22 protein-coding genes and 1 riboswitch are annotated in these 25,647 nt (G+C 61.6%); of the genes, 5 read left to right on the forward strand and 17 right to left on the reverse strand.

Going from position 1 to position 25,647, the window contains the following annotated elements; translation table 11 throughout:
• Positions 1-7: 7 nt before the first annotated feature.
• The 9 genes from ALTER154_RS06125 to thiC form a co-directional block, all read right to left on the reverse strand.
• The gene (locus ALTER154_RS06125) at positions 8-532 is read right to left on the reverse strand and encodes a TIGR02281 family clan AA aspartic protease (RefSeq protein WP_160085674.1); all 525 of its coding nucleotides are present in this window, start codon (positions 530-532) and stop codon (positions 8-10) included.
• On the reverse strand, positions 529-1,512 hold the full coding sequence (locus ALTER154_RS06130) for an esterase-like activity of phytase family protein (RefSeq protein ID WP_160085675.1): 984 nt from the start codon (positions 1,510-1,512) through the stop codon (positions 529-531). Before ALTER154_RS06130 ends, ALTER154_RS06125 begins: the two co-directional genes overlap by 4 nt.
• Positions 1,512-3,416, reverse strand: a complete 1,905-nt coding sequence (gene parE / locus ALTER154_RS06135) for a DNA topoisomerase IV subunit B (protein ID WP_160085676.1) — start codon at positions 3,414-3,416, stop codon at positions 1,512-1,514. The genes ALTER154_RS06130 and parE overlap by 1 nt, the downstream gene beginning before the upstream one ends.
• A 15-nt stretch (positions 3,417-3,431) precedes the next feature.
• Positions 3,432-4,043 (reverse strand): YqiA/YcfP family alpha/beta fold hydrolase, encoded by a 612-nt coding sequence (locus tag ALTER154_RS06140; RefSeq protein WP_160085677.1) that lies wholly within the window; start codon positions 4,041-4,043, stop codon positions 3,432-3,434.
• A gap of 65 nt (positions 4,044-4,108) precedes the next feature.
• Entirely contained in the window at positions 4,109-4,930 is an 822-nt protein-coding gene (gene cpdA, locus ALTER154_RS06145; protein WP_160085678.1) for a 3',5'-cyclic-AMP phosphodiesterase, read from the reverse strand.
• Between the two features lie 173 nt (positions 4,931-5,103).
• Complete coding sequence (locus ALTER154_RS06150; protein WP_090249747.1) at positions 5,104-5,568, reverse strand: DUF1249 domain-containing protein; 465 nt, start codon at positions 5,566-5,568, stop codon at positions 5,104-5,106.
• On the reverse strand, positions 5,559-6,161 hold the full coding sequence (locus ALTER154_RS06155; RefSeq protein ID WP_160085679.1) for an NUDIX domain-containing protein: 603 nt from the start codon (positions 6,159-6,161) through the stop codon (positions 5,559-5,561). Before ALTER154_RS06155 ends, ALTER154_RS06150 begins: the two co-directional genes overlap by 10 nt.
• Before the next feature lie 165 nt (positions 6,162-6,326).
• Positions 6,327-7,616, reverse strand: a complete 1,290-nt coding sequence (cytX, locus tag ALTER154_RS06160; RefSeq protein ID WP_372239917.1) for a putative hydroxymethylpyrimidine transporter CytX — start codon at positions 7,614-7,616, stop codon at positions 6,327-6,329.
• A gap of 81 nt (positions 7,617-7,697) precedes the next feature.
• On the reverse strand, positions 7,698-9,593 hold the full coding sequence (thiC, locus tag ALTER154_RS06165) for a phosphomethylpyrimidine synthase ThiC (protein ID WP_160085680.1): 1,896 nt from the start codon (positions 9,591-9,593) through the stop codon (positions 7,698-7,700).
• 94 nt (positions 9,594-9,687) lie between these two features.
• A riboswitch (TPP riboswitch) is annotated at positions 9,688-9,794 on the reverse strand.
• Between the two features lie 218 nt (positions 9,795-10,012).
• Between thiC and ALTER154_RS06170 the strand changes: the two genes are divergently transcribed.
• Positions 10,013-11,452, forward strand: a complete 1,440-nt coding sequence (locus tag ALTER154_RS06170; RefSeq protein ID WP_160085681.1) for a TolC family outer membrane protein — start codon at positions 10,013-10,015, stop codon at positions 11,450-11,452.
• Between the two features lie 84 nt (positions 11,453-11,536).
• Here ALTER154_RS06170 and waaA read toward each other — a convergent pair whose 3' ends face one another.
• On the reverse strand, positions 11,537-12,832 hold the full coding sequence (gene waaA / locus ALTER154_RS06175) for a lipid IV(A) 3-deoxy-D-manno-octulosonic acid transferase (protein ID WP_160085682.1): 1,296 nt from the start codon (positions 12,830-12,832) through the stop codon (positions 11,537-11,539).
• Between the two features lie 54 nt (positions 12,833-12,886).
• Positions 12,887-13,771, reverse strand: coding sequence for a LysR family transcriptional regulator (locus tag ALTER154_RS06180; RefSeq protein ID WP_160085683.1), 885 nt, complete (start codon positions 13,769-13,771; stop codon positions 12,887-12,889).
• 87 nt (positions 13,772-13,858) lie between these two features.
• On the opposite strand from ALTER154_RS06180, the gene ALTER154_RS06185 reads away from it, so the two are divergent.
• The 4 genes from ALTER154_RS06185 (at position 13,859) to ALTER154_RS06200 (ending at position 17,346) form a co-directional block, all read left to right on the forward strand.
• Positions 13,859-14,191 carry a multidrug efflux SMR transporter gene (locus ALTER154_RS06185; protein ID WP_160085684.1) on the forward strand — a complete coding sequence of 111 codons (333 nt, stop codon included), beginning with the start codon at positions 13,859-13,861 and terminating at the stop codon, positions 14,189-14,191.
• Positions 14,192-14,407: 216 nt separating this feature from the next.
• Complete coding sequence (locus ALTER154_RS06190; RefSeq protein WP_160085685.1) at positions 14,408-15,580, forward strand: FAD-binding oxidoreductase; 1,173 nt, start codon at positions 14,408-14,410, stop codon at positions 15,578-15,580.
• Positions 15,580-16,398, forward strand: a complete 819-nt coding sequence (locus tag ALTER154_RS06195; protein ID WP_160085686.1) for an aldo/keto reductase — start codon at positions 15,580-15,582, stop codon at positions 16,396-16,398. The genes ALTER154_RS06190 and ALTER154_RS06195 overlap by 1 nt, the downstream gene beginning before the upstream one ends.
• 63 nt (positions 16,399-16,461) lie before the next feature.
• On the forward strand, positions 16,462-17,346 hold the full coding sequence (locus tag ALTER154_RS06200; RefSeq protein ID WP_160085687.1) for a metal ABC transporter ATPase: 885 nt from the start codon (positions 16,462-16,464) through the stop codon (positions 17,344-17,346).
• Between the two features lie 58 nt (positions 17,347-17,404).
• On the opposite strand, the gene ALTER154_RS06205 is transcribed toward ALTER154_RS06200, so the two are convergent.
• The 6 genes from ALTER154_RS06205 to msbA all read right to left on the reverse strand — a co-directional run bounded on the left by ALTER154_RS06205 (position 17,405) and on the right by msbA (position 25,647).
• Positions 17,405-18,613 (reverse strand): acyl-CoA dehydrogenase family protein, encoded by a 1,209-nt coding sequence (locus ALTER154_RS06205; protein ID WP_160085688.1) that lies wholly within the window; start codon positions 18,611-18,613, stop codon positions 17,405-17,407.
• Positions 18,614-18,625: 12 nt separating this feature from the next.
• A complete protein-coding gene (locus ALTER154_RS06210) occupies positions 18,626-19,909 on the reverse strand; it encodes an acyl-CoA dehydrogenase family protein (RefSeq protein ID WP_160085689.1) in 1,284 nt (427 codons plus the stop codon).
• Between the two features lie 108 nt (positions 19,910-20,017).
• Complete coding sequence (gene hldE, locus ALTER154_RS06215; RefSeq protein WP_160085690.1) at positions 20,018-21,439, reverse strand: bifunctional D-glycero-beta-D-manno-heptose-7-phosphate kinase/D-glycero-beta-D-manno-heptose 1-phosphate adenylyltransferase HldE; 1,422 nt, start codon at positions 21,437-21,439, stop codon at positions 20,018-20,020.
• A 64-nt stretch (positions 21,440-21,503) separates the two neighbouring features.
• Complete coding sequence (locus ALTER154_RS06220) at positions 21,504-22,904, reverse strand: PIG-L deacetylase family protein (protein ID WP_160085691.1); 1,401 nt, start codon at positions 22,902-22,904, stop codon at positions 21,504-21,506.
• A gap of 2 nt (positions 22,905-22,906) precedes the next feature.
• Positions 22,907-23,803 carry a GNAT family N-acetyltransferase gene (locus tag ALTER154_RS06225; protein ID WP_160085692.1) on the reverse strand — a complete coding sequence of 299 codons (897 nt, stop codon included), beginning with the start codon at positions 23,801-23,803 and terminating at the stop codon, positions 22,907-22,909.
• Positions 23,803-25,647 carry a lipid A export permease/ATP-binding protein MsbA gene (gene msbA / locus ALTER154_RS06230; RefSeq protein ID WP_160085693.1) on the reverse strand — a complete coding sequence of 615 codons (1,845 nt, stop codon included), beginning with the start codon at positions 25,645-25,647 and terminating at the stop codon, positions 23,803-23,805. The genes ALTER154_RS06225 and msbA overlap by 1 nt, the downstream gene beginning before the upstream one ends.

Here is a 25,647-nt window from a genome sequence, read left to right on the forward strand (position 1 = left end):
GCGTGCCTCATTGCAAGGTGGATTGGCGCAGCATCAACGTGCCGCCGCGCTGGGTAAATTCGAGTTGTTTCAGGGCACTCATGCCCAGTAATACGTCATCTCCGCCCATGCCCGGGGCGATCAAAGCCTCTACATCAGTCAGTACGATATCGCCCAGCTGCAAGCGCTGCAGGCGCGTACGGTGCGCTGTGGCGCGGCCATTGGCGGTGCTGATGGTGATTGCCGCGCCTGCCTGCAAGCCCAGGCGCTGCGCTACTTCAGTTGGCACCGCGACCTGCGTCGCACCGGTATCGAGAAGGAACGTCACATCCTCGCCATTGATCTTGCCGCCGGCCATATAGTGGCCCTGACGGCTGCTGGCCAGGTGCACCTCGACATAGCCGCTGCCATGCAGCGACTCCGGCGTCTGATTGGGGTTGCGCTGAGCGTCCTCCCAGTCGCCGAAGAACTTGGTCGCCAGCAACAAAGCAGCGCCCCAGGCCAGCACCAGCATCACCCGTCCGGCACGTTTACCCGCAGGCTGCTCGCTCACGGCTTGCTGCCCCAGCCACCTTTAGGGGCGGCAAAACGCCAGATAATCGGCCGCGCCTCACCGTCGGCACGGCTGAAGCGGCCGTTATCGACGCCAATCCAGGCACCGTCCTGATCCACCCACAACGCCTCGGCCAGGCCATAGGACGGCGCATAGAGCCGCTCTGGAGTCAGCGCTTCGATGGCAAACGACCAACACTTCTCGACCTGACCGCTGCTCAGGTCGCGCCGACAGATACGGTGCGCCTGACGCTCAAGGGTGAACAGCTTTTCGTTATGGAAGGCCAGCCCCGAGAAATCCCGAGGCTGCGGCTTGCCGCCCAGCTGCTCAGGCCCCGTTTCCGTACCCGCCTCGCTGAAAAGTACGCAACCACCGGTGCAACGCCATGTGGCATTTTGCTTGTGCGCCACCAACAAGCCACGGCGCATGCGCTCGGCCGCCAGGTACAGGCGCTCGCCTGCCGGATCGACGGCAATGCCTTCAAACAGCGAGTTGTAATGCAGCGCCATGCCGCTGGCGCGCGCCTGGCGCAGCAGGCTCTGGGGCAGTTTCAGCCAATTGGGCTCACCCATCAGCGGTAACTGCAGCACCGCCGCCTTGGCTTCACTGACCAGGTAGCGATTGCCGGCGGCGTCACAACTGATGCCCTCGAAATCCAGCTCGCCCCCACGAACCAGCCCCGCTGCCCAGCTGCGCATACGCAGCCCCCAGGGCAAGCGCGCATCCGGTGCAGGCGGCGCGACAAAGGTCTCGGCCGTGGCTTGCCACTGCGATTCATCCGACTGCAGGCGATAAAGCTGCTGATCATCCCGATCAGAAACCGCCCACAACGCACCATCGCACCAGGCCAGCCCGGACAGATTGCCGCCACTGACGCCACTGACCGCTTGCTCGTTGAGCAGTTTCAGCTCTTCCAATGCCGCCGCACTCGCCAGCACGGGTGAGCAGAGCAGCAGGCAAACAGCCAACAGCCGCTGCATCAGAGCAGCACCTCGGCCAGGTTGCCCTTGGACTCCAGCCAGGATTTACGGTCGCCGGCGCGCTTCTTCGCCAGCAGCATGTCCATCATTTCCTGGGTGCCGGGGTAATCGTCCAGGGTCAGCTGCACCAGACGCCGGGTATTGGGGTCCATGGTGGTTTCGCGCAGCTGCGGCGGGTTCATCTCACCCAGGCCTTTGAAGCGCGTGACCTGCGGCTTGCCACGACGTTTCTCGGCCACCAGGCGGTCGAGAATGCCGTCGCGCTCGGCTTCATCCAAGGCGTAGAAAATCTCCTTGCCCAGGTCGATGCGGTACAGCGGCGGCATGGCCACATAAACGTGACCCGCATCCACCAACGGGCGGAAATGCTGGACGAACAGCGCGCAGAGCAAGGTGGCGATGTGCAGACCGTCGGAGTCGGCGTCGGCAAGGATGCAGATCTTGCCGTAACGCAGCTGGGAGAGATCGCTGGAGCCCGGATCGAGGCCAACCGCCACAGCGATGTTGTGCACTTCCTGGCTGGCCAGCACTTCGCTGCCATCGACTTCCCAGGTGTTCAGAATCTTCCCGCGCAGTGGCAGGATCGCCTGAAACTCTTTATCCCGCGCCTGCTTGGCCGAACCGCCAGCGGAGTCACCTTCCACTAGAAACAGCTCGGAGCGCATCGGGTCCTGGCCGGCGCAATCGGCCAGCTTGCCAGGCAGTGCCGGGCCTTGGGTGATGCGCTTGCGCTCGACCTTCTTACCGGCCTTGAGGCGGCGGTTGGCGTTGCTGATCGCCAGTTCGGCGAGCTGCTGACCGAGCTCCGGATGGCCGTTAAGCCACAGGCTAAAGGCGTCTTTCACCACACCAGAAACGAAGGCTGCCGCCTCACGGGACGACAGACGCTCCTTGGTCTGCCCGGAGAACTGCGCGTCCTGCATTTTCATCGACAGAACGAAGGCGATACGCTCCCAGATATCTTCCGGGGCCAACTTGACCCCGCGCGGCAGCAGGCTGCGGAACTCGCAGAACTCGCGCATGGCATCCAGCAGGCCTTGGCGCAGGCCGTTGACGTGGGTGCCGCCCTGAGCAGTGGGAATCAGGTTGACGTAGCTTTCCTGCACCGCGTCGCCGCCTTCCGGCAACCACAGCAGCGCCCAATCTACGGCTTCTTTATTGCCCGCCAAGCTACCGCAAAACGGTTCATTGGGTAGCCGTTCAAATTCGCTAACCGCATCCACCAGATAGGAGCGCAGGCCATCTTCATACATCCACTCGACTTTCTCGCCGCTGGCTTTGTCCTCGAAGCTGACCGCGAGCCCCGGGCACAACACCGCCTTGGCTTTCAGTACGTGCTTGAGACGGCTGACCGAGAATTTAAAGGAATCGAAATACTTGGCATCCGGCCAGAAATGCACGCTGGTGCCAGTGTTGCGCTTGCCCACCGTGCCGACCACGGCCAGGTCGCTGGCCTTGTAGCCGTCGGCGAAACTCATCTGGTATTCGTTACCGTCGCGCTTGACCGTAACGATCACGCGGGTCGACAGCGCGTTGACCACCGAGATGCCCACGCCATGCAGGCCGCCTGAGAACTGGTAGTTCTTGTTGCTGAATTTGCCGCCAGCATGCAGTTTGGTGAGGATCAGCTCGACCCCTGGCACGCCCTCTTCCGGGTGAATGTCCACTGGCATGCCGCGACCGTCGTCGAGCACTTCCAGGGAGTTGTCCTCGTGCAGGATCACCTGAATCGATTTGGCATGCCCGGCCAGTGCTTCGTCGACGCTGTTGTCGATGACTTCCTGGGCCAGGTGGTTGGGCCGGCTGGTGTCGGTGTACATGCCCGGGCGTTTGCGCACCGGGTCGAGGCCGGAAAGGACTTCGATGGCATCGGCGTTGTAAGAGCTAGAACCTTGCTGGGCCATGGGGTCTCTTGTTCGTCAATTGAGAGCGGAAAAATCGATATCCTGCCACAGATGGCGAGGAATACCGGCGAAAGCGAAAAGCATCGGCAGACGCTCGGCAAAACCCTGAAAGCCATGATCGCCGCCAGCCTGGATACGCAGCGCGCAGGCGCGGTAATAGCGCTGGGCATCGCGGTAATCGAGGGTTTCGTCGGCGGTCTGCAGCCACACCTGATAGCGCGCCGGGTCTTGCAGCACTGCGACATCAAGCTCGGCCAAGGCCGTTACATGGTCGGCTGTCAGCTCCCAGGTCTCATCGCTGTAATAGTTCTTCTGCGGGCCTAGGTAGCCGTCGAAACGCAGATGCGGGCGCACGGCTGGATTGATCAACAACGCCGGCAACCCATGGCGTTCGGCCAAGTGGGTCGCATAGTAGCCGCCCAGCGAGCTGCCAACCAGCACGGGCCGACCAAGCTCGGCTATCAGCGCTTCGAGCTGAGCCATCGCCTGGCGTGGGTGGTGATGCAGGGCCGGTACTTGCAGCTGCGCGGCCAGCCCCAGCTGCGCCATGGCGCGCTGTAACTGGCTGGCCTTGAGCGACGCCGGCGAGCTGTTAAGCCCGTGAATATAGAGAATGGATGTGGTCATGGGGCGGGAGGCTAACCGGTTGCGGCGACCGGCTGCAACCGGTTAGCCGAGCAGCTGCAAAGGGCTTAGTAGCCTTTGATGGTGTAATCGATTTCGAACTTGATGCCAGTCACCCGCGACACCCCGGTTTCCAGGCGGCCATCGTCAAACAGGCGAAGCCAACGATAGCCCGGCGCGGTTTTATCCACCTGAAACTCTTCGCTACCCGGGGCGAACTGCACGCAGGTCGAGGGTGATGCCAACAGTCGGATCGGGCCGCGCTGCTGATCGAGCTCCTGATGGATATGCCCCCACAGTACCGCACGCACCTGGCTGAAACGCTCCAGCACGGCAAACAAGGCATCCGGGTTACGCAAACCGATGGGTTCCATCCATTTGCAGCCGATGGACACCGGGTGGTGATGCAGGCAGATCAGGTGATGACGATCCGGCGCCTCACTTAGCGCACGCTCCAGCAAAGCCAGTTGCTGCTCGCTGAGGTAACCAGGTACGGCACCAGGGATCGAGGAGTCGAGCAGGGTCACGCGCCAGTTGCCCAGGTCGATCACCGGTTCCAGCAGATCACTGCCGACGCAAGCCGCCTGCATGGCAGGCACTTCATCATGGTTACCAGGGAACCAACGCGCGGGCGCGGGGATGGCGGCGGTCATCTCGCGAAAACGCTGGTAGGACTCAGCGCTGCCGTCCTGCGAGAGGTCGCCGCTGGCCAGGACCAGGTCAATCTGCGGCTGCTCCTGCAATACACGCTCAATCACCCGCTGCAAGCTGTCCTGGGTATCCATGCCCAATAGCTTGCCTGCCCCGTCGGCAAACAGGTGACTATCGGAGAGCTGCACCAGCAGTACCGAGCGATCAACAGCAGTGGTTTGAATCGGCGCGCCCGGCAAGACCTTCTCCTTGAGCGGAATTCATGAATTATGCTGGCTAGCCCTGCGAGCGGTAAACCCGCGAAAGGGGAATAGATCACAGAACGTCCGCTGTAAATCCAATACCCACCCTTAGGCTAGCGCGTATCAGAATAATGCGCCTGCGACTGATTATCGGCTGAGCGTGGAAAAACCTAACGCACGGGTGCCAGTTCGTGACCGCAGGCCAGGCAATGGCTCAGCCACTCACCGAGAAACAGGTTGAGCTGAGTCTTCTCATCCGGCTGGTGCATGGCTGCATTGGGATAGGGATAGATGCCGTGGAAGCGCCGAGCACTTTGCGTGCCCACCACCTCGGCCATGCGCGCATCGTGGTAGACCCGCACTTCCAGTCGCGGCACCGGCAGCCAGGACAGACTGTGTTCCTGACGCACCTCGATGGTTGAGGTGTACGGACAGGTTTCCAGCACCTCCAGGGCCAACACGCCGAGCAGGTGCTCGCCCTGGCTGAGGGCCACACGGCGAACGTGCTGACGCCCACGCGCATCATTTCGCATGTCCGGCAACAACTGCAGCAGGCGCACATAGTTGAGTTCGCAAGCAGTCTGCAGCTCGACCAGGTCGACCCGATAGCGCTCGCGCAGCAAGTTCATGACCACAGCCCTCGCACTTCCGCGCGGTTCAGCGCCAGCCATTGCAGGGCGATGATGCTGGCGGCATTATCGATGCGACCATCCTTCAATGCATCCAGGGCATCTTCCAGCGGCCAGACGTGCACACGAATGTCTTCACCTTCTTCCGCCAGCCCGTGCACGCCACCGGCACCATTGCTGTCACAGCGGCCAATAAACAGATGCACACGCTCATCCGAACCACCGGGCGAGGGATAATACTGGGTGATCGGCCATAGCGAGGTCAGCGTTAAATTGGCCTCCTCAATCGCCTCGCGGCGTGCAACCTCTTCAGGTTCTTCGTCCTTGTCGATCAATCCGGCGACCAACTCCAGCAGCCAGGGATTGGCACTTTTATCCAGCGCCCCCACACGAAATTGCTCAATCAACACCACACAATCACGCTGCGGGTCATAGGGCAGTACACACACGGCATCGTGGCGCACGAACAATTCACGGCTCAGTTCCGGGCCCATATCACCGGCAAACTGGCGATGGCGCAAACGCAGCCGATCGAGCTTGTAGAAGCCGCTAAAGCAGGCCTCACGCTCCAGCACTTGCACATCCTCTTGAGCATTCATTGCGGACTCCAACACTCCGTACAACGTTTCGCAGCGGCTGACCTGAACGGTCAGCGTGTTCGCCACAGCTTACACGTTGACCACTGAGCACTGACAAGCTGTCACCACGACCGTTCGGCTAACAGGCTTGGTTTTATACCGTGAGCATGACGACCGCCCACTGCTTCAACGGATCGCCACCGCGCGCTTACGGCTCAGCTGCCCCAGCAGTAACTGCAGCCCCGCAGCCAGCAAGAACGCTGGCAGGGTGGCACCTATTTGCGGCCAGAAATGGCTGAGCAGGTGATAGACCACTGCACCACAGCCCCACGCCAGCAAGGTATCCACGCGCAAGCTGCAAACGGGGGCCAGCTCGGCACGCCGACGGCGCAGGATAAAGTGGTCAACCAATACCACGCCAAACAGCGGCGCAAAAACTGAACCGATCAGCAGCAGGAAATTCTGATACTCGGCCAGCGGTGCCAGCCAGGCGATCAGGGTGCACAGCACGCCAATAGCCAGGGCCAACTGCCCAACCCGAAGCGGCAACGCAATGCCGGCCGATACCGCCGCCGAATGGATGTCCGCGAAAGCGTTTTCCGATTCATCCAGCAAAATCAGCAGCAGCGGAATACCCAAACCGGCACCCGCCAGCGCCAACAGCAACGCATTGGCCTCAGCCCCAGTAGCAAAGGCCAGGGTGTAAGCCACGCCCAGGCTCATCAACCAGACATTACCGAGGAAGAACCCCAGCGCAGTGCCGCCAAACACCCGCGCAGCGCTGCGGCCGAAGCGCGAGTAGTCGGCAATCAGCGGCAACCACGACAGCGGCATGGCAATGGCGATGTCAAAACCCAGGGCAAATGGCATCGAACCGTCCCCTGCACGTGCCCAGAGGCTTGCCAGATCCGCCTTGTCGAACAGATTCCAGGTGAGCCACAGACAGGCACCCAGCAGCAGCCAGATGCCCCATTTACGCAACACCTTGCGCACAAAGGTCAGCGGCCCAGTGACTGCCAACAGGGTCGCCAGCGCGCCAAAGAACAGCGTCCAGATCAGCGGGTTACTCCACGCGGAGCCAGCACCGAACGCACGCTCGGCCAGCACGCCCGCGGCGTCACGCATCACAATGATCTCGAAGGCGCCCCAGCCAATCAATTGCAGCACATTCAGTAAGGCCGGCAGCAATGCACCTTTGCTACCCAGGCTAAGCTTCAGGGCGGCCATACTCGAACGACCGGTATCGCTACCGATCACCGCAACCGCCCCGAGCAACAGCACACCCACGGCTGTGCCGCAGGCAATTGCCAGCAGTGCGCCACTCATGCCCAGCCCGGGCGCCAGTAAAGCACCCAGCTGCAAGACCATCAGGCCAATGCCGAGGGAGAACCACAGGGAGAACATGTCCCGCGCACCCAGCACGCGCTGGTCGCTGGCCACACTCTGGTGTGGGGAATAGGTGTGGGTTGTGCTCACGGTAATAGCCACCTCAGAAAATTAAAAACCACCCAGGGTACGCATGCCGTGGGTGGTGTTCGATCAAGCCGACTCGAGGTCTTAGACCTTGTGGTACAGCTCACTGCCTTGGGATTTGAACTCGGCGGCCTTGGCCTGCATGCCCAGCTCGGCCTCATCCAGTTCCAGCGCGGCGATACGCTGCTCTTCGGCGTAGACCCGCACCTCCTGGGTGATCTTCATTGAGCAGAACTTCGGCCCGCACATCGAACAGAAATGCGCGACCTTGGCCGAGTCCTTGGGCAGTGTTTCATCGTGATACGAGCGCGCGGTGTCGGGGTCGAGACCGAGGTTGAACTGGTCCTCCCAGCGGAATTCGAAGCGCGCCTTGGACAGTGCGTTGTCGCGAATCTGCGCGCCCGGATGGCCTTTGGCCAAGTCCGCAGCATGGGCGGCAATCTTGTAAGTGATGATGCCGGTCTTCACGTCATCCTTGTTCGGCAGGCCCAGGTGTTCCTTGGGTGTGACGTAGCAGAGCATGGCGCAACCAAACCAGCCGATCATCGCCGCACCGATGCCGCTGGTGATGTGGTCGTAACCTGGCGCGATGTCGGTGGTCAGCGGGCCGAGGGTGTAGAACGGCGCCTCGTTACAGCATTCGAGCTGCTTGTCCATGTTTTCTTTGATCAGCTGCATCGGCACGTGGCCAGGGCCTTCGATCATGGTCTGTACGTCGTGCTTCCAGGCGATCTTGGTAAGTTCGCCGAGGGTCTCCAGCTCGCCGAACTGCGCCTCGTCGTTGGCGTCGGCAATCGAACCCGGACGCAGGCCATCGCCCAGCGAGAAGCTGACGTCGTAGGCCTTCATGATTTCGCAGATGTCTTCGAAGTGGGTGTAGAGGAAGTTCTCTTTATGGTGCGCCAGGCACCACTTGGCCATGATCGAACCACCGCGCGAAACGATGCCGGTGACGCGCTTGGCAGTCATCGGCACGTAGCGCAGCAACACGCCGGCGTGGATGGTGAAGTAGTCCACGCCCTGCTCGGCCTGCTCGATCAGGGTGTCGCGGAACAATTCCCAGGTCAGCTCTTCGGCCGCGCCGCCGACTTTTTCCAGGGCTTGGTAGATCGGTACGGTACCGATCGGCACTGGCGAGTTACGGATGATCCACTCGCGGGTTTCGTGAATGTGCTTGCCGGTCGACAGGTCCATGACGGTGTCCGAACCCCAGCGAATGCCCCAGGTCAGCTTGGCCACTTCCTCTTCGATGGAAGAGCCGAGCGCCGAGTTGCCGATATTGCCGTTGATCTTCACTAGGAAGTTACGGCCGATGATCATCGGTTCCAGCTCGGTGTGGTTGATGTTGGCTGGGATGATCGCGCGACCGCGGGCAATCTCTTCACGCACGAATTCGGGGGTGATGATTTTCGGCACGCTGGCGCCGAAGCTGTGGCCGGGGTGCTGCTGAGCGAGCAAGCCTGCTTCGCGTGCCACTTCCAGCTTCATATTCTCGCGGATGGCGACGTATTCCATCTCGGCGGTGATGATGCCTTTGCGCGCGTAATGCATCTGGCTGACGTTGGCGCCAGCCTTGGCACGGCGCGGGTTGTTGACGTGGGCGAAACGCAGCTTGGTCAGTTCGGCATCGGCCAGGCGCTGCTGGCCGAAGTTGGAGCTCAGGCCAGGCAGGCGTTCGGTGTCGCCGCGCGCCTCAATCCACGGCGAACGCACATCGCCCAGGCCTTTGCGCACGTCGATGATGACCTTGGGGTCGGTGTACGGGCCGGAGGTGTCATACACCATCACCGGTGCATTGATCTCGCCGCCGAAGTCAGTGGGTGTCACGTCCAGGCTGATCTCGCGCATAGGCACCAAGATGTCCGGGCGCGAGCCCTGCACATAGACTTTCTGCGAACGCGGAAACGGTTGGATCGACTGCTGGTCGACCTGGGCGGATTCACTCAGGATCGGATTGAGGTTTTTTTCTTGTGTGCTCATCGGCGGCTCTCCAGGGCTATATGTCGGAGCGAACCTGGACGGATGAGCGGCGTTGAGGCGCACCTGAGGCGGTGCCAGAGGCTCGACAGGGGAATGGCGAGCGCATCTTGTTCCCTACGCAGGCCTTAACCTGATCAGGTTCAACGGGATCCGGCAGCTGCCAATCTCAGCCCCTCAATTGGGGCACCCCGACAAGAACGCGGCCAGTCTAATCAACCCCAGCTAATAAAACCAACCCAGGAGTCAAATATTCATGACCCGCGCGTCGGATCATGACGAGCACCCATTCACCGACGGATTGTTGCACCCAGGCAACATAGCTTGTTGCAAACTACACTACAGCCGCCATAACTGCCCTTGACCCTACTAGGCACGGCCCCTTAGCCTTGTCGATTACCGCCAAATTCAGGATTTCCCTAATGTTGCGCAGACTCTCTCTGGCTATCGCCGTGGCCGCCGCGTCCAACGCAATGGCCTGGGCTGAACAAGCCCCGCTGTCCACCAAAACTGACCTGGTCACGGTCTACCAGGAAGCCGCCGCCAACAACGCCGATCTGGCTGCTGCACGCGCCGATTACGAAGCCCGCAGCGAAGTGGTGCCCCAGGCCCGCGCCGGCCTGCTGCCTAATTTGTCTGCTGGTGCCAACCTGAGCGACACCCGCACCCAGGTCGATTCACCGAGCACCACCAGCTCGCGTAGCGGCACCGTGTACCAAGCCAACCTGAGCCAGCCGCTGTTCCGTGCGGATCGCTGGTTCCAGTTGCAAGCGGCCAAAGCCAGCAACGAACAAGCGGTGCTGGAGCTGTCGGCCACCGAGCAGAACCTGATTCTGCAGAGTGCTGAAGCCTACTTCGCGGTACTGCGTGCGCAGGACAACCTGGCATCGACCAAAGCCGAAGAAGCCGCCTTCAAGCGCCAGCTGGACCAAGCCAACGAGCGCTTTGATGTCGGCCTGTCGGACAAGACCGACGTGCTGGAAGCCCAGGCCGGTTTCGACACCGCCCGCGCCAACCGCATCATCGCGCTGCGTCAGGTGGAAGATGCCTTCCAGGCCCTGACCACCCTGACCAATCGCGATTTCAGCGCGCTGGAAGGCATCGAGCACAGCCTGCCAATCCTCGCGCCGACGCCCAATGACGCAAAAGCCTGGGTCGACACCGCTGCCGCGCAGAACCTCAACCTGCAAGCCAGTAACTACGCCGTTGACGCGGCAGAAGAGACCCTGCGCCAGCGCAAGTCGGGCCATGCGCCGACCCTGGATGCCGTGGCCAGCTACCAGAAGGGCGATAACGACAGCCTCGGTTTCAGCAACAACGCCGCCAGCGTCAACCGGTTCAGCGGCGATGTTGAGCAGCGCTCGATTGGCCTGCAACTGAACATCCCGCTGTACAGCGGCGGCCTGACCAGTTCCCAAGTGCGCGAGTCCTACCAGCGCCTGAACCAGACCGAACAGCTGCGTGAAAGCCTGCGTCGCCAGGTGGTGCAGAACACCCGCAACCTGCACCGCGCGGTGAACACCGACGTGGAAACCGTGCAGGCGCGCAAGCAGTCGATCATCTCCAACCAGAGCGCCCTGGAAGCCACTGAAATCGGCTACCAGGTCGGCACGCGCAACATCGTCGACGTGCTCGACGCTCAGCGCGAGCTGTACAGCTCGGTGCGTAACTACAACAACGCGCGCTATGACTACATCCTTAACAACCTGCGCCTGAAACAGGCTGCCGGCACTCTCAGCCCAGACGACCTGAACGCCCTGGAGCAGTACCTGAAATCCGATTACAACCCGGACGAAGACTTCCTGCCGCCGGACCTGGCCAAGGCCGCCGAAGCCCAGCTGCGTGGCAACTCGCAGTACTGAGTGCTCCGCAACCAAAAAGCCCGCTGAATTCAGCGGGCTTTTTTATGGCGTAAGCCGTTACGGGACCAAGTGAGTAATCAATCGCTATGGCGACTCGACCTTCAGCAGCCGTGCCAAACCCGTCAACAGCCGTGCCAGGGCACCTTGGTTAGCCCGCATAACGGCCTGCCCAGCAGTCCGCATGGCCTCTGCGGTCGCCGGTTCGAGCCATAGCTGTGCAACCCGCTGCGCCAAACCGTCCGCATCCGACACCTCGCCCAACGCTCCGGCCGCACGCAACTGCGCGGCTATCTCCAGAAAGTTGAACAGGTGCGGGCCGCTCAGCACCGGCTTGCCCAGCGCCGCCGGCTCCAGCAGGTTATGCCCGCCATTGGCCACCAGGCTGCCGCCGACAAAGGCGATATCGGCCAAGGCGTAGAGAAACAGCAGCTCGCCCATGGTGTCGCCGAGCAGCACCTGATCGCTCGCCAGCAGCGCTTCGCCAGTGGAGCGGCGCCGCGTGTTAAAGCCTTGCCGCTGGCACAACTCGAACACCGCATTGAAACGCTCGGGATGGCGCGGCACCAAAATCAGCAGAGCATCAGGGGTCTGCTTGAGCAGCTCACGGTGGGCGGCAAGAACGATCTCGTCTTCACCGGCATGGGTGCTCGCGGCGATCCACACCGGGCGGTGCGTGGCCTGCCATTGCTCACGCAAGACCGCAGCGCGGGTAAGCAGCTCTGGGTCAATCGTCAGATCAAACTTGATCGAACCGGTGACCTCGACGCACTCAGCGCGCGCGCCCAGGCTGCGAAAGCGTTCGGCTTCCAGCGCTGTCTGCACCGCCAGCAGATTCAGCTCGGCAAGCATCGGCGCGGTGAGGTTGGCAAAACGCGCATAACCACGGGCCGAACGCTCGGACAGCCGCCCGTTGGCCAGCGCAACGGGAATACCGCGTTTGGCGCACTGGTGAATATGGTTGGGCCACAGCTCGGTTTCCATAATCACTGCCAACCGTGGCTGCACCTGATCGAGAAAACGTGCTGCCGCCCAGGGCAGGTCATACGGCAGGTAGCAATGCTGCACACGACCCGCGTATTCCGCACCGCCAAACATCGCCTGAATACGCTCCGAACCGGTCGGTGTCATGCAGGTGATGGTGATCGGCAGCTGTGGGTAGCGCGCCAGCAGTTCACGCACCAGCGGCGCGGCGGCGATGCTCTCGCCCACCGATACGGCATGCAGCCAGATACCGCCCGGCTTGAGTGGCGGCAAACCAAAAGCCAAGCGTTCGCCGATGCGTTTGGCATAGGCCGGCGCCTGCCAGGCACGCCACGCCAGACGCCCGGCCACCAGCGGCAGACCAAGATGAAACAACAGGGTGTAGAGGCTTCTATTCATGGCGCGCAGCTTATGCACTTTGGCCACTATCGTCGAGCCAGGCGCGGGCCCGGCTCACGCCGTGGCCTGCAGATGCCGAGCAAAGCACTCGGCCAACCACAAGGCCGCGGGGCCCAATGCCTGATCGCGGCGACAGACCAGCTCGACCACCAGCGGTGGCGGCGTCCAGTCGCTGCTCAGCTCCACCAGTTGGCTCTGATAAGTCGGGTACTGCACCACATGGCGCGGCAGCCAGGCCCAGCCCAGGTTACGCATCAGCAGTTCGGCCATGGTGTAGAAACTGTCGGTGCGCCACACCGACGGGCTGATTTGCTCACCGCCCGGATAGTGACTGTCTTGCGGGGTCATCAGCAGTTGCCGATGGCGGGCCAGCTCACGCCGATCAACATGCGCCACAACCGCCAGTGCGTGCCCGGCCCCGCACACGGTGACCATTTCGATGGTACCCAGCCGCTGACGTTCCAGCGCATCGGGCATGTGTTCGTGATGGAACAACAAGCCGAGGTCGGCGCGGTTCTCCAGCAGCTTGCGCGCCACATCCCCTTGCGCACCACTGGCCAACTGCACCTCCAGCAGCGGAAAGTGCTGCGCCAGCGCCTCAAGACTGTCGAGCACCGGCTGATAAGGCATCGCCTCATCCTGCGCCAGACGCAAACACACCTCCTCACCGCGCACCAGGCCCAGCGCGCGCCCTTCCAAACGCTGGCACTGGCGCAACACCTCACGCGCCTCTTCCAGCAGAGCCACGCCGGCATCGGTCAGGCGTGGTTGGCGGCCGCTGCTGCGCTCGAAAAGACGCACGCCGAGGTCGGCCTCCAGCAACGCAATCGCATTGCTCACCGCCGATTGTGCGCGCTGCATTTGCCGACCCACGGCGGAGAACGACTGGCCATCCGCAACGCTGACAAACAGGCGAATCTGCTCCAGGTTCCACTGCATAACCCATCTCCATAGCGGATAGGTAATCACTTTATCCCATCCGCCAGGTCACTAGAATGGCCGCCAGATCACTATGGAGGCCACATCATGGGCGGCTATCTCTACCTCGCTATTGCCATCACCGCAGAAGTCATCGCCACCACCTCGATGAAGGCCCTGGATGGTTTCAACAAACCCCTGCCCCTGCTGCTGGTCGTGGTCGGCTACGCCATCTCGTTCTGGATGCTCAGCCTGGTGGTGAAAACCATCCCGGTCGGCGTCGCCTATGCGGTGTGGGCGGGCATGGGTATCGTGCTGGTGAGCATCGCGGCGGTGTTTCTCTACCAACAACGGCTGGACCTGCCGGCCATGCTCGGCATGGGCCTGATCGTCGCCGGCGTGGTGGTGATTCAGTTGTTCTCGCAGAGTGTCGGCCACTGAGAACCTGCCCAACGCCTGCTGCGCTTCGGCCCTGCGGCGTTAAAAACAGGCCGGGACGCGGCGTATCGGAATGCTCATTTACACCAGTAAACTCCGCTTCCTCGCCTGTTTTTGCCTTACATGGCTCTAGCTCGCGAGACGTTGAGCAGGTTCCGAGGTAAGGCGCTAGCGCAGCCGGGTTATACTGCGCGCCTGTTTTCCCGGTGAGACACCTGCATGTCACAGGCATTGAGCACTGATGTTTTGATCGTGGGAGGCGGCATTGCCGGCCTTTGGCTGAATGCGCGCCTGCGCCGCCAGGGCTTCGCCACCCTGCTGGTGGACAACGCCCGCCTCGGTGGCGGCCAGAGCGTGAAATCCCAGGGCATCATTCACGGTGGTGCCAAATACGCCCTGCATGGCGCGCTGACCGGCGCCTCCGAAGCCATCGCCGATATGCCACGGCGCTGGCGCGAAGCCCTGGCGGGTAATGGCGAGCTGGACCTGACTGGCGTGCGTCTGCTCTCCGATGCCCACTACCTGTGGTCCCCCGGCAGCCTGGCTGGCAACATCACCAGTTTCTTTGCCAGCAAAGCCGTGCGCGGCCGAGTCGATCAGGTCAAGGGCGAGCACCTGCCACCGGCGCTGCAACACCCCAAATTCAAGGGCAAGGTCTACCGCCTGGCCGAACTGGTGCTGGATGTGCCGAGCCTGATCAGCCGCCTCGGTGAACTGGCCGGCGATGGTTTGCTGGCAGCCGAGCACATCAAACCGCTGCGGGAAAACGGCGAGCTGGTCGGCCTGATCATCGATGGCCGTGAGATTCGCGCACAGCGCATCATTCTCAGTGCCGGCCGTGGCAATGCCCAGCTGCTCAGCACCCTCGGTCTCAGCCAGCCCGCACAGCAACTGCGCCCGCTGCATATGGTCTTGGTCAAAGGTCCAACGTTGAAACCGCTTTACGCCCACTGCCTGGGCGGTGGACCGAAGCCGCGCGTGACCATCACCACCCACCCGGCGGCCGATGGCCAGTGGGTCTGGTACTTGGGTGGCGATCTGGCCGAAGCCGATGGCGTGGCTCGCGACGAAGCTGCGCAGATCCAGGTGGCGAAAAAAGAGCTGAGCGAGCTGCTGCCCTGGGTCGATCTATCCGCCGCGCAATGGGCCACGCTGCGAGTGGATCGCGCCGAGCCGGCGCAGTCCGGCCTGGTACGCCCGGACAACGCCTTTCTCCACGAGCAAGGCAAACTGCTGGTGGGCTGGCCAACTAAGCTGGCGTTAGCCCCAGACTTTGCCGACCGCGTGCTGGCGGCGCTGAGCCGTGACGGCGTTCAGCCGACCACACATGCGCCACTGCCCGCGCTGCCGCGACCGAGCGTCGCCCCACCCGCCTGGGAGGAACTGTTCTGATGCATCCACTGCACAGCCTGCACAATCTGCATCGCCCATTGGGCGCCACCGAGCTGCTGGTTTCACCGCTGGGCCTGGGCACGGTCAAACTGGGCCGTGATCAGGGGGTGAAATACCCCAACGGTTTCACCATCCCCGATGACGCCGCCGCCCGCGAGTTGCTGGCCCAGGCCCATGACCTGGGCATCAACCTGATCGACACCGCACCGGCCTACGGCACCAGCGAATCCCGCCTCGGCCCGCTGCTGCGTGGCCAGCGTCAGCAGTGGGTGATTGTCAGCAAGGTCGGCGAAGAATTCGACAACGGCCAGTCGCACTTCGACTTCAGCCCTGCGCACACGCGCTTCTCGGTGGAGCGCAGCCTGAAGCGCCTGGAAACCGACTTTATCGACCTGGTACTGGTGCATTCCGACGGCAACGATGTGGCGATTCTGCGTGACAGCGGTGTGTACGAGACGCTGGCTGAGCTTAAACGCGAGGGCAAGATCCGCGGCTTCGGCCTATCCGGCAAAACCGTTGAAGGCGGCCTGCTGGCGCTGGAACACGGTGACTGCGCGATGGTCACCTACAACCTTAATGAGCAAGGCGAGCAGGCCGTGCTCGACTACGCCGAACTGCACGGCAAAGGCATTCTGATCAAGAAAGCCCTGGCCAGCGGGCACGCCTGCCTAGCCCCAGGTGTCGACCCGGTGCGCGCCAGTTTCAAGCTGATCTTCAGCCACCCGGCCGCCTGCAGCGCGATTTTCGGCACCATCAACCCGCAACACCTGGCGCATAACGTCGCTACGGCCGCCGCTGTAATTCAGGATATTGCCTGACGGATCTCACCCGACGATCTGTGCCAAGCTCTCAGGCCATGCCCATGCCCGCGAGGAGTTGCAATGCCGCGCACCCTGATCCGCAAAGACCCCAGCAGCTTCAAGACCCTGCAACTGTTTGTCGAAGCCAGCCCAGAAGGCCTGAGTTACCAGGGCCTGGGCATGCCGCTGAACTTCAGCCAGATGCTGGAAAAGCGCAAACCTGTAGTTGTGGCCGACAGCCAACGCTTTGCCGTGGAACTGGCCAACCTCGGCGTTTCGGTGCGCCTGACCCTCAGCTGGCAGGGCCGCGAATACTGGGTACTGGTGCGCCAGCGTCGCGCGGATCGCGGCGATGTGGTGCTCAAGCTGATCTCCGGCTACGTGCCGGCCCATGAGCTCAACCTGCCGCTGCTCACCGCGATTCAGGAAGTGGCCGAAGAATGCCTACTGGAAACCCCGGAAGGCTGGCTAAGCGGGCGCTTTGGCGACACCTGGCTGCCCACGCCCTACCAGAGCAGCTTGCGTTACCGGGAAACCGCTCACTTCAGCCTTAGCCCGCTGTCCGGCGCCGCGCGCCCAGTGCAATGCGGCAACCTCAAGCTGCTCGAACGCCCGCGTGCCTATGTGCACCTGCCAACCGCTTCGCTGCAGCTGGTCTACGACCTGCGCCTGGATTTGCCCAAGGAAACACGTCAACTCAGCCTGCTGCATGTCGACGAACACCTGGAAGACGGCCAACTGATCGCCCGCCTCAACCGCTCACGCCCAGACTTGTTTCTGATTCCGCTGGATCAGGGCCGGCCAACTGCCGAGCTGCTGACCCTGAAGCAAGGCCAGCTTTCACCCGCCAGCACTCGCGGTCTGTGGCTGGCCGAAAGCTTTGCGCCACAGGATGGCTGGCTGGTGCACGAAGAGCGGATTCGCTGGAAAGATTGGCTGGCGCAGACACAAAAAAGCCCCGCCTAAGCAGGGCAAAAAGGGATTTCAGGTAAGTGGGCTGGATTCACCCAGCCCACGTGAATAACTACTTCAATTCGCTGGAGCTCTTGCCCAGCAAGCGCCTGGCGACGATAAGCAGTTGGATCTGCTGGGTGCCTTCAAAGATGTCGAGAATCTTCGAGTCGCGCGCCCACTTCTCCAGCAGCTCATCCTCGCCGTACCCCAAAGCGCCAGCCAGTTCGACGCATTTCAACGTCACCTCGTTGGCCACTCGCCCGGCCTTGGCCTTGGCGATGGAGGCCTCCTTGGAGTTGGGCAGTTTATTGTCGGCCATCCAGGCGGCTTTCATCGTCAACAGGCGTGCGGCTTCCCATTCGGCTTCCAGGCGATACAGCGTCGCCTCGGCGTGGCTGACACTGAGCAGCGGCGTGCGGTAATCAAGCTTGCAGACTTTCCTCAGCAGTTCGCGGGTGCGGTCCAGCGAGGCCTTGGCCACGCCCACCGCCATACCAGCGACCAGCGGCCGGGTGTTGTCGAAGGTTTCCATCACCCCGGCAAAGCCCTTCTGGACGTCGATTTCCGGGTTACCGAGCAGGTTGGCGGCCGGCACCCGACAATCGCTGAAGCTGATCGCGGCGGTGTCCGAGGCCTTGATGCCGAGCTTCTTTTCCAGCCGTGTCACGCTCATCCCCGGCGTGCCGTGCTCCACCACGAAGGACTTGATCGCTGCACGGCCGAGGCTCTTGTCCAGGGTGGCCCACACCACCACGGCATCGGCACGCTCGCCAGAGGTGACGTAGATCTTCTCGCCGTTGAGCACGTAGTGATCGCCATCCTTGATCGCCGTGGTGCGGATCGCCGCCGAGTCCGACCCGCAGCCCGGCTCGGTAATCGCCATAGCCGCCCAGGTACCGCCGAAACGCGCCAGCTGCTCATCATTGGCCACCGCCGCAATCGCGGCGTTGCCCAAGCCCTGGCGCGGCATGGCCAGCAGCAGGCCGACATCGCCCCAGCACAGCTCCATCACCCCGAGCAGCGCCGACAGATTGCCGCCATTCTTGATGCCTTCCTGCTGCTCGCGGGCCGCACCACGCTTGCTCGCTGAGGTGGCACCGATGGCGTCCGGCGATCCAGCGTTCATGCCATCGAGCAGGGCCGCGAGCAGGTCCAGCTCCTTGGGATAGGCGTGCTCGGCCTTGTCGTATTTACGTGAAATCGGCCGGAAGTAATTCTCCGCCACCTGATGGGCCTGATTGACCAAGCCACGGAATTTCTTGGGGGTTTCTAAGTTCATGGTGATGCGCCCTTAGAGCTGGAGACCGCCGGCCATAATCGCCAGCGCACGCAAGTCGCGGTACCAGCGCTCGGCTGGATGTTCTTTGGTAAAGCCGTGACCGCCGAGCAACTGCACGGCGTCGGTGCCGATCTTCATGGCCTTTTCGCTGCACAGCAGGCGCGCCAGGTAGGCTTCGCGCCGGAACGGCAAACCCTGCTCGGCGCGCGAACACGCGCGCCAGACCATCAGGCGCATGGCATCGAGTTCCACGGCCATATCGGCGACCGTAAAGGCCACACCCTGGCGATGGCTGATCGGTTCGCCGAAGGCCACGCGCTCGTTGCAATACGGCACCACATAATCCAGCGCCGCCTGCGCTGTGCCCACGGCCAGGGCGCACCACGCCAACCCGGCATAATCGAGAAAACTCTGGTAGTTGAAATGCTCAGCGGCCAGTCGCGCCTCAACCGGCACCTTCACGCCATTGAGCCGCACGCGCGCCGTGCTGCCAGCCTTCAGGCCCATGGCCGGTTGCGGGCTGCGCTGCAGACCTTTGGCGCCCGCCTCGACGATAAACAGCGCCGGACCGTCCGCCGCCTGCGCCGCGATGATCAGCTGGCTGGCATCCATTCCACGCAACACCAGGCACTTCTCACCGCTAAGGACGTAATGCTTGCCACGCTTACGCGCTCGAGTCGCCAGCTTCTGCGGGTCAAACAACGGCGTCGGTTCATTGACCGCAATGGCCATCACCGGCGCAGGCTCCTCACCGACAAAGGCCGGCAGCCAACGCGCCTGCTGCGCAGCATTGCCCCATCGGCGGATGCAGTTGGCCGCCGACAACGGCACCAGCAATGCAGCCGCCAAGGATAAATCGCCCTTGCCCAACGCTTCGGCAATCAGCGCATTACTCAGTGTGGTGCGCTCGCCGGCCATGCCGCCCTGCGCCTCACTCACCGCGTAATGCGTCAACCCCAGCTCATGCGCCTGGTTGAGCAACGCCGCAGGCAGCGCCGCCTGTTCATCGGCATCGTGGGCGAGCGGGCGCAGCACTTCACTGGCGAAGGCTTCGAGCATCTCCACCAGCATCTGCTGCTCATCAGACAAGGACAGATCAAACAAGGCATCGGGGTCAGCCGGGCGCGGCAATTTGGCGACTTTGCCCGCACGCTGCGCCGCCGCGCGAAAGCTCGCTCGGCTGCCGGTGTAGATCAGTTTCTCGAAGGGTTTACGCAGCTTCAAACGGTCCGGCCAGTCAGCCTGGGCGACTCGATTCAGCACTGCCAGGGCACGGCCCTGTACGTCGGAACTCATGGCATCTCTCCATACGGGGGATGCCACGGATCATGCGCGCGGTCAGGGCAAGCGCCTATGACCGCGCCGACGCGCTTGACTGGCAAAGCAGCCAGTCAGTGTGGTGGGTTACTTGCTGCGGATCTTCTCGACGATGGCGGTGGTGGAACTGTTTTCCACCAACCCCAGCACGCGCACTTCACCGCCGTAGGCGCGGACGATATCGCCACCTACTACGCCCTCGATGCCGTAGTCACCGCCCTTGACCAGCACATCCGGCTTGACCGCGCGCAGCAGGTTTTCCGGGGTGTCTTCAGTGAAGCTCACCACCCAGTCCACGGCGCCAAGACCGGCCAACACGGCCATGCGGCGGTCCACAGCGTTGATCGGCCGACCCGGGCCTTTCAGGCGGCTGACCGAGGCGTCGTCATTGACCGCCAGCACCAGACGATCGCCTTGCGCGCGCGCCTGTTCCAGATAGGTCACATGGCCAGCATGCAGGATGTCGAAGCAGCCATTGGTGAAGACAATCTTCTCGCCATGGGCGCGGGCGTCTTCGATGGCCAGCAGCAGTTGATCAAGGCTCAGCACACCGCGCTCGGAGCCGGCATCACGCTGGATCGCGCGGCGCAGCTCCGGTGCGCTGATCGCCGCAGTACCCAGCTTACCGACCACGATACCGGCAGCCAGATTGGCTAAAGCGACGGCATTTGGTAGATCTTCACCCGCCGCCAAGCTGGCCGCCAGGGTGGAAATCACCGTATCGCCAGCACCGGTCACATCGAACACTTCACGGGCACGCGCCGGCAGGTGCAACGCCGGGTGCTCTGGGCGCAACAAGGTCATGCCGTGTTCGCCACGGGTCACCAGCAATGCGCCCAGTTCCAGCTCCGCCATCAGGGCGGCGCCCTTGGCCACCAGCTCGGCCTCATCACGGCAATGGCCGACGATGGTTTCGAACTCGTGCAGGTTCGGCGTGATCAGGCTGGCGCCACGGTAGATGGAGAAGTCTTTACCCTTGGGATCGGCCAGCACGGCTATGCCTTTGCTGCGCGCCAGTTGCACCAATGCCTGATGGTTCTGCAGCGCGCCTTTGCCGTAATCCGAGAGAATCAGCACTTTGATGCCGTCTAGTTGCGCTTCCACGCTCGCAGCCAAGGCGGCGCAGTCGGTGCGGAACGGCTCTTCGAAGTCCATGCGCAGCAACTGCTGATGACGGCTCATCACGCGCAATTTGACGATGGTCGGCTGGTCTTTGATCGTCTGGAAGAAGGTCTTTACGCCAACCGCCTGTAGGCTGTTGCGCAGGCTTGCGGCGGCTTCATCTTCACCGGTCACGCCGATCAAGGTGGCCGGTGCGCCGAGGGCGGCGATGTTAAGCGCGACGTTGGCCGCGCCGCCCGGACGGTCTTCGATCTGCTCGACCTTGACCACGGGCACCGGCGCTTCAGGCGAAATCCGCGAAGTGCCGCCATGCCAATAACGATCGAGCATGACATCGCCCGCCACCAGAACGGCGGCCTGGTCGAAACGCGGCATGGACACTTTCATAAACACTCCAGAAACGGCAGAACAGATTGCCGGGGATCATAACATTGGCAGGCCACTGCGCTGGCTAACCGCCGAGCGTGCGCACCCAGAACAGTTCATGGCGGCGCACCGCCTTGCGGAAGAATTCGTCTGCACCGGTAGCGGGCCAGCGCCGCCCAACCAACACATGCTGAATCCAGCGGCGGATACGCCGCTTAAGCGGCAACGGGCCTTGTAAATCGTGCTGCATGGCCAGCGCCATGGCTTTATCCAGTTGTTGCGCGGCATCCAGGCAAGGGCTCCACAGCCCATCAGCCGGTAGCGCCTCAATGGCCGGCGGCAACGCGATGCCAAAACCCGCCGGCCCCATCGGCCAGCGGTCGTTATCGTGCAGGTGGTTGGCGTACAGCAGCAGCGTTTTCGGCTTCCAGCTACTAAGCTCAATCGCTTCTAACAGCGCTTGGGTGCTGGCAACATGGTCGCTGTGCGGGTCCAATTGCGGGTGCGGGGTGACGACAACCTCGGGCTGGTAGTGCTCAAGCGCAGCCACCAGATCAGCCAGCAGATTGCGCCAACTGGGCACACCATCGGCATCACCGGGCAGCGACAAAGCATTGTTCGCACGCAAGCTACGAATATCCGTTTCGCCGGACTCCCGCGAACCAAACGCTTGCTCAGGCTGCGCCTGCATCGCCGGCAACTGCAGGCAGTAGTAGCCAAGCTGCAGGCACTGGCTTTGCGGCACACCGCCCCACAGCGGTACCGCCAGGCTGTCCCAGGCGCGCAAACGACCCTTGAGCTGCGCAGCAGCCGCTTGCTCCAGCCCCAGTTTTTGGTAGGACTCAGCTTCAATTTCGCCCTGCGTGAGGGTCAGGATGCTGACCTCACGCGCCCGGCTGTATAGGCCAAACGCGGCCAGTTCGGCGTCGTCGGCGTGCGGCGCGACAATCATCAAACGCTGCTCGGCGTAGTCCGGATTGAGCTGCGCATGGAGCGTGACATGCGGATCCAGGCGGCAAAACCGGCCACGCAGCGACAACTTGCCCTGCGCCAATAATTCGCCCTGACCAGACAGATTCAGGTAGCGCCGCCCCTTCACGCCCCGCTCAAAGTCCTGACGGTCATTGCCAATCAGCACATAAGGATCGAACCAACGCCCCAGCCAATTGGCGTTTATCTGAACCTGCAGAATCAGGGTATCTGCCGCCGCCACTTCGCCTTCCAGCCTCACGTAACCGGCATCAATGCGACCATTAACGGTACGGGTCGGCTCGGCAAAGGCGTAGCTGTAGTCATCGCTGGGCGAATAGAACAGGTGATCGGCAAACCAAGCCTCATGGGCGACCCAGCCGAGCAATAGGAGGACCGGCACCCACCACCAGGCGACCAGTACGCCGACGAGCGCCAACCCAGCAAGGGCCAACAGCAACGCGATGCGCTTTTGCCGGCGATGGCGCTTGAGCAGGATCTGTTTACGAACCGACATGATCAAACCTGATAAACCGCGACGCGGTTGCACCAGCGGTCTTTATATTCGCGGTCAGCCCGGCCGAAGGAATAGCGCAACGGCTTGCCCAGCGCGCGAGCTTCACTCCAGGCGGTCTGCGTATTGATAAAGCTCAGCACGCTGCCAGGGCTGAACTCGCGATTTTGCGGATCAACCCCGCCGTTGATGTATTCCAGACTGACCCACTGCGGCGCCTCGACACGGTACAGCACTTGAATCGCCACTGGCTGGTCGTTCAGGTAAATCAGTGAGCCGGTCATAAAGTCGCGCATCAGGCTGAATACCTCGGCCAAATGCGCCTTACCGGTGGCTTCAAAACCCCAGCGAAGCTGAAACAGATCAGCATAAATTACCGCCTGCTCGGCAGCAGAAAGCTCCAGCATCGGCCGAATCACCCCGCCGGCCTCTTCCAGTAACCGCTGCTCGCGGCGCTGGTTGTAGCGGAATTTCTTGCTGTATTCCTCAGGCTCGCGCGCCAAGGCCAGCCCCTCGGGCTGCTCACGCAGGGTGCTGATCGAACCGGCATTGAGCATTGAGATATAGCGACCGCGATGACGCAGCGAGACATTGGCTGACGGCGCTGCCGGAAGAATCAATTCCGCATTGCCAAGGTCGAACAGACCGCGTTTACCCTGCTGTTTGAGCACATCCTTGGATAGTGCCAGATGCCGCCCCCAAGTCGGAATCGCCGCCAGCAGATCACCATCGGCAAACCAGCCAAGATAGCGAACAGGCACCCCCGCCAAGCCCGCCAAGCGCTCCACTACCTGAGGATGGGTGGCCACACTGCCGCCGAACCGTTGCCAGGCAGCGGTGTACTCAGATGCCTCGATGACCGTCCAGCCACGCTCGCGCCAGGCGCGCAAATGACTGAGCATCAGGCGCTCGGGTCCAGGTCCAGGCCTAGGTCAGCATCCTCGGCAAAGTCCCGGGCATGCAGTCGCGCGTAATAACCGTTCAACGCTAGCAACTCGCTGTGAGTTCCACGCTCGACAATCTGCCCCTGGTCCATGACCAGAATCAGATCGGCCTTTTCGATTGTGCTTAACCGATGGGCAATCACGATGGTGGTGCGCCCCTCAACTACCTTGTCCAACGCAGCCTGAATATGCCGCTCGGACTCAGTGTCCAGCGCAGAGGTGGCTTCATCAAGAATCAGCAATGGTGCGTCTTTGAGCAGCGCCCGCGCTATTGCCAGACGCTGACGCTGACCACCTGAGAGCAATACACCATTTTCGCCCACCAGCGTGTCGTATCCCTGCGGCATTTTTTCGATGAACTCAGCCGCGTAAGCGTCTTCAGCGGCACGCTTGACGGCATCCAAGGGTGCATCGATCAAGTCACCATAGGCGATGTTGTTGCGCACAGAGTCATTGAACAGCGTCACATGCTGGGTCACCAAGGCGATGTGACGTCGCAGGTTGCGCAGTGTGTAATCTTGGACATCCAGGTCATCAAGCAGAATCTGGCCATGCTCGTGGTGATAAAAACGCGGAATCAGGCTCGCCAGCGTAGATTTGCCACTGCCTGAACGCCCAACCAACGCCACCATCTGCCCAGGCTCGGCGACAAAAGATATGTTATCGAGGACGGGTTTTTCACTGGTCGGATACTGAAAGCTGAGATTGCTGACTTGCAAACGACCTGTAACCCGTTCGCGCTCCTTGGTGCCCAAGTCAACTTCAGGTTGTTCATCTAACTGCTCAAAAATACTCTCAGCCCCCGCGACACCTTTTTGGATAGTCGAACTAACCTCTGAAAGCTGACGAATTGGCTTGGGCAGCAATCCAGCCAGCGTGATGTAAGCCACTAAATCACCTGGGCTGGCCTCTCCACGCAGCAACAGCACCAGAAACATCAAAACAGCCATGGCGCTATAAATTACCAGTTGAAGACTCGGGGTGTAGATAGCGCCTGTTTTAACCATCTTCAATTGTTTAAGACGATTATCTTCGCTGGCTGTTTGGAAGCGTTGCTGTTCATAGCCCTCGCCACCAAAGCTACGCACAACCCGATAACCCTGAATTGTTTCAGACGCAACATGGGTAACATCGCCCATTGCCACTTGAATCTTTTTACTTTGTTTACGAAATTTCTTACTCGTACTGGAAACCATTAAACCAATAACAGGCAGTATCGCGACCATCACCAGGGTGAGCTTCCAATTCATCCACAGCAACGTTGCGAAAAGAAAGACGACCGTCATCCCCTCACGCACCACCACCTTGATCGCATCTGTAGCGGCGCCCGTGACCATGGTGACGTTGTAAGTGAGCCTGGAAATCAGGTGACCTGAGTTGTGGCTATCAAAATATCGATTCGGCAGCGTTAGCAGGTTGTTGAATAACGCGATGCGCAAATCCTGAACCAAGCCCATGGAAACTTTGGCCAAGTAAAAGTTTCCGAGAAATGAGCCAATTCCCTGCCAAAGAGCGATTAGTACAATAAGCAGCGGGACTGCCTGAAGCAGTTTGAGCTGGGCGAGCCAGGGCGCATGCTCTTGCATCCAAGGTACGCCGGAAAAAAGCCCAACATTAGGGTCACCCAGGCCATCCACAAAGAACTTGAGGATGTAACCAAGCATTGGCTGAGTTGAAGCGAAGATCAGAAAACCAACAATACTGATCAAAAACATACCAATGTACGGTTTTACGTACCCCAGCAATCGAAAGTAGACTTTCAGGCTACTCGGCTGGGCCGCGTCATCTTTCACATCACTCAT

It is taken from the genome of Pseudomonas sp. 9AZ (genome assembly GCF_902506525.1).
Lineage (GTDB): Bacteria > Pseudomonadota > Gammaproteobacteria > Pseudomonadales > Pseudomonadaceae > Aquipseudomonas > Aquipseudomonas peli.

Bases quoted from the DNA above. Each gene is read 5' to 3' on its own strand.
- ALTER154_RS06185 (WP_160085684.1), top strand. From the start codon at position 13,859: ATGGGCGGCTATCTCTACCTCGCTATTGCCATCACCGCAGAAGTCATC.
- hldE (WP_160085690.1), bottom strand. From the start codon at position 21,439: ATGAAAGTGTCCATGCCGCGTTTCGACCAGGCCGCCGTTCTGGTGGCG.
- waaA (WP_160085682.1), bottom strand. From the start codon at position 12,832: ATGAATAGAAGCCTCTACACCCTGTTGTTTCATCTTGGTCTGCCGCTG.
- ALTER154_RS06155 (WP_160085679.1), bottom strand. From the start codon at position 6,161: ATGAATGCTCAAGAGGATGTGCAAGTGCTGGAGCGTGAGGCCTGCTTT.
- ALTER154_RS06200 (WP_160085687.1), top strand. From the start codon at position 16,462: ATGCCGCGCACCCTGATCCGCAAAGACCCCAGCAGCTTCAAGACCCTG.
- ALTER154_RS06225 (WP_160085692.1), bottom strand. From the start codon at position 23,803: ATGCTCAGTCATTTGCGCGCCTGGCGCGAGCGTGGCTGGACGGTCATC.
- ALTER154_RS06195 (WP_160085686.1), top strand. From the start codon at position 15,580: ATGCATCCACTGCACAGCCTGCACAATCTGCATCGCCCATTGGGCGCC.
- ALTER154_RS06210 (WP_160085689.1), bottom strand. From the start codon at position 19,909: ATGAGTTCCGACGTACAGGGCCGTGCCCTGGCAGTGCTGAATCGAGTC.
- ALTER154_RS06170 (WP_160085681.1), top strand. From the start codon at position 10,013: ATGTTGCGCAGACTCTCTCTGGCTATCGCCGTGGCCGCCGCGTCCAAC.
- ALTER154_RS06130 (WP_160085675.1), bottom strand. From the start codon at position 1,512: ATGCAGCGGCTGTTGGCTGTTTGCCTGCTGCTCTGCTCACCCGTGCTG.
- parE (WP_160085676.1), bottom strand. From the start codon at position 3,416: ATGGCCCAGCAAGGTTCTAGCTCTTACAACGCCGATGCCATCGAAGTC.
- ALTER154_RS06190 (WP_160085685.1), top strand. From the start codon at position 14,408: ATGTCACAGGCATTGAGCACTGATGTTTTGATCGTGGGAGGCGGCATT.
- ALTER154_RS06180 (WP_160085683.1), bottom strand. From the start codon at position 13,771: ATGCAGTGGAACCTGGAGCAGATTCGCCTGTTTGTCAGCGTTGCGGAT.
- ALTER154_RS06140 (WP_160085677.1), bottom strand. From the start codon at position 4,043: ATGACCACATCCATTCTCTATATTCACGGGCTTAACAGCTCGCCGGCG.
- thiC (WP_160085680.1), bottom strand. From the start codon at position 9,593: ATGAGCACACAAGAAAAAAACCTCAATCCGATCCTGAGTGAATCCGCC.
- msbA (WP_160085693.1), bottom strand. From the start codon at position 25,647: ATGAGTGATGTGAAAGATGACGCGGCCCAGCCGAGTAGCCTGAAAGTC.
- ALTER154_RS06220 (WP_160085691.1), bottom strand. From the start codon at position 22,904: ATGTCGGTTCGTAAACAGATCCTGCTCAAGCGCCATCGCCGGCAAAAG.
- ALTER154_RS06205 (WP_160085688.1), bottom strand. From the start codon at position 18,613: ATGAACTTAGAAACCCCCAAGAAATTCCGTGGCTTGGTCAATCAGGCC.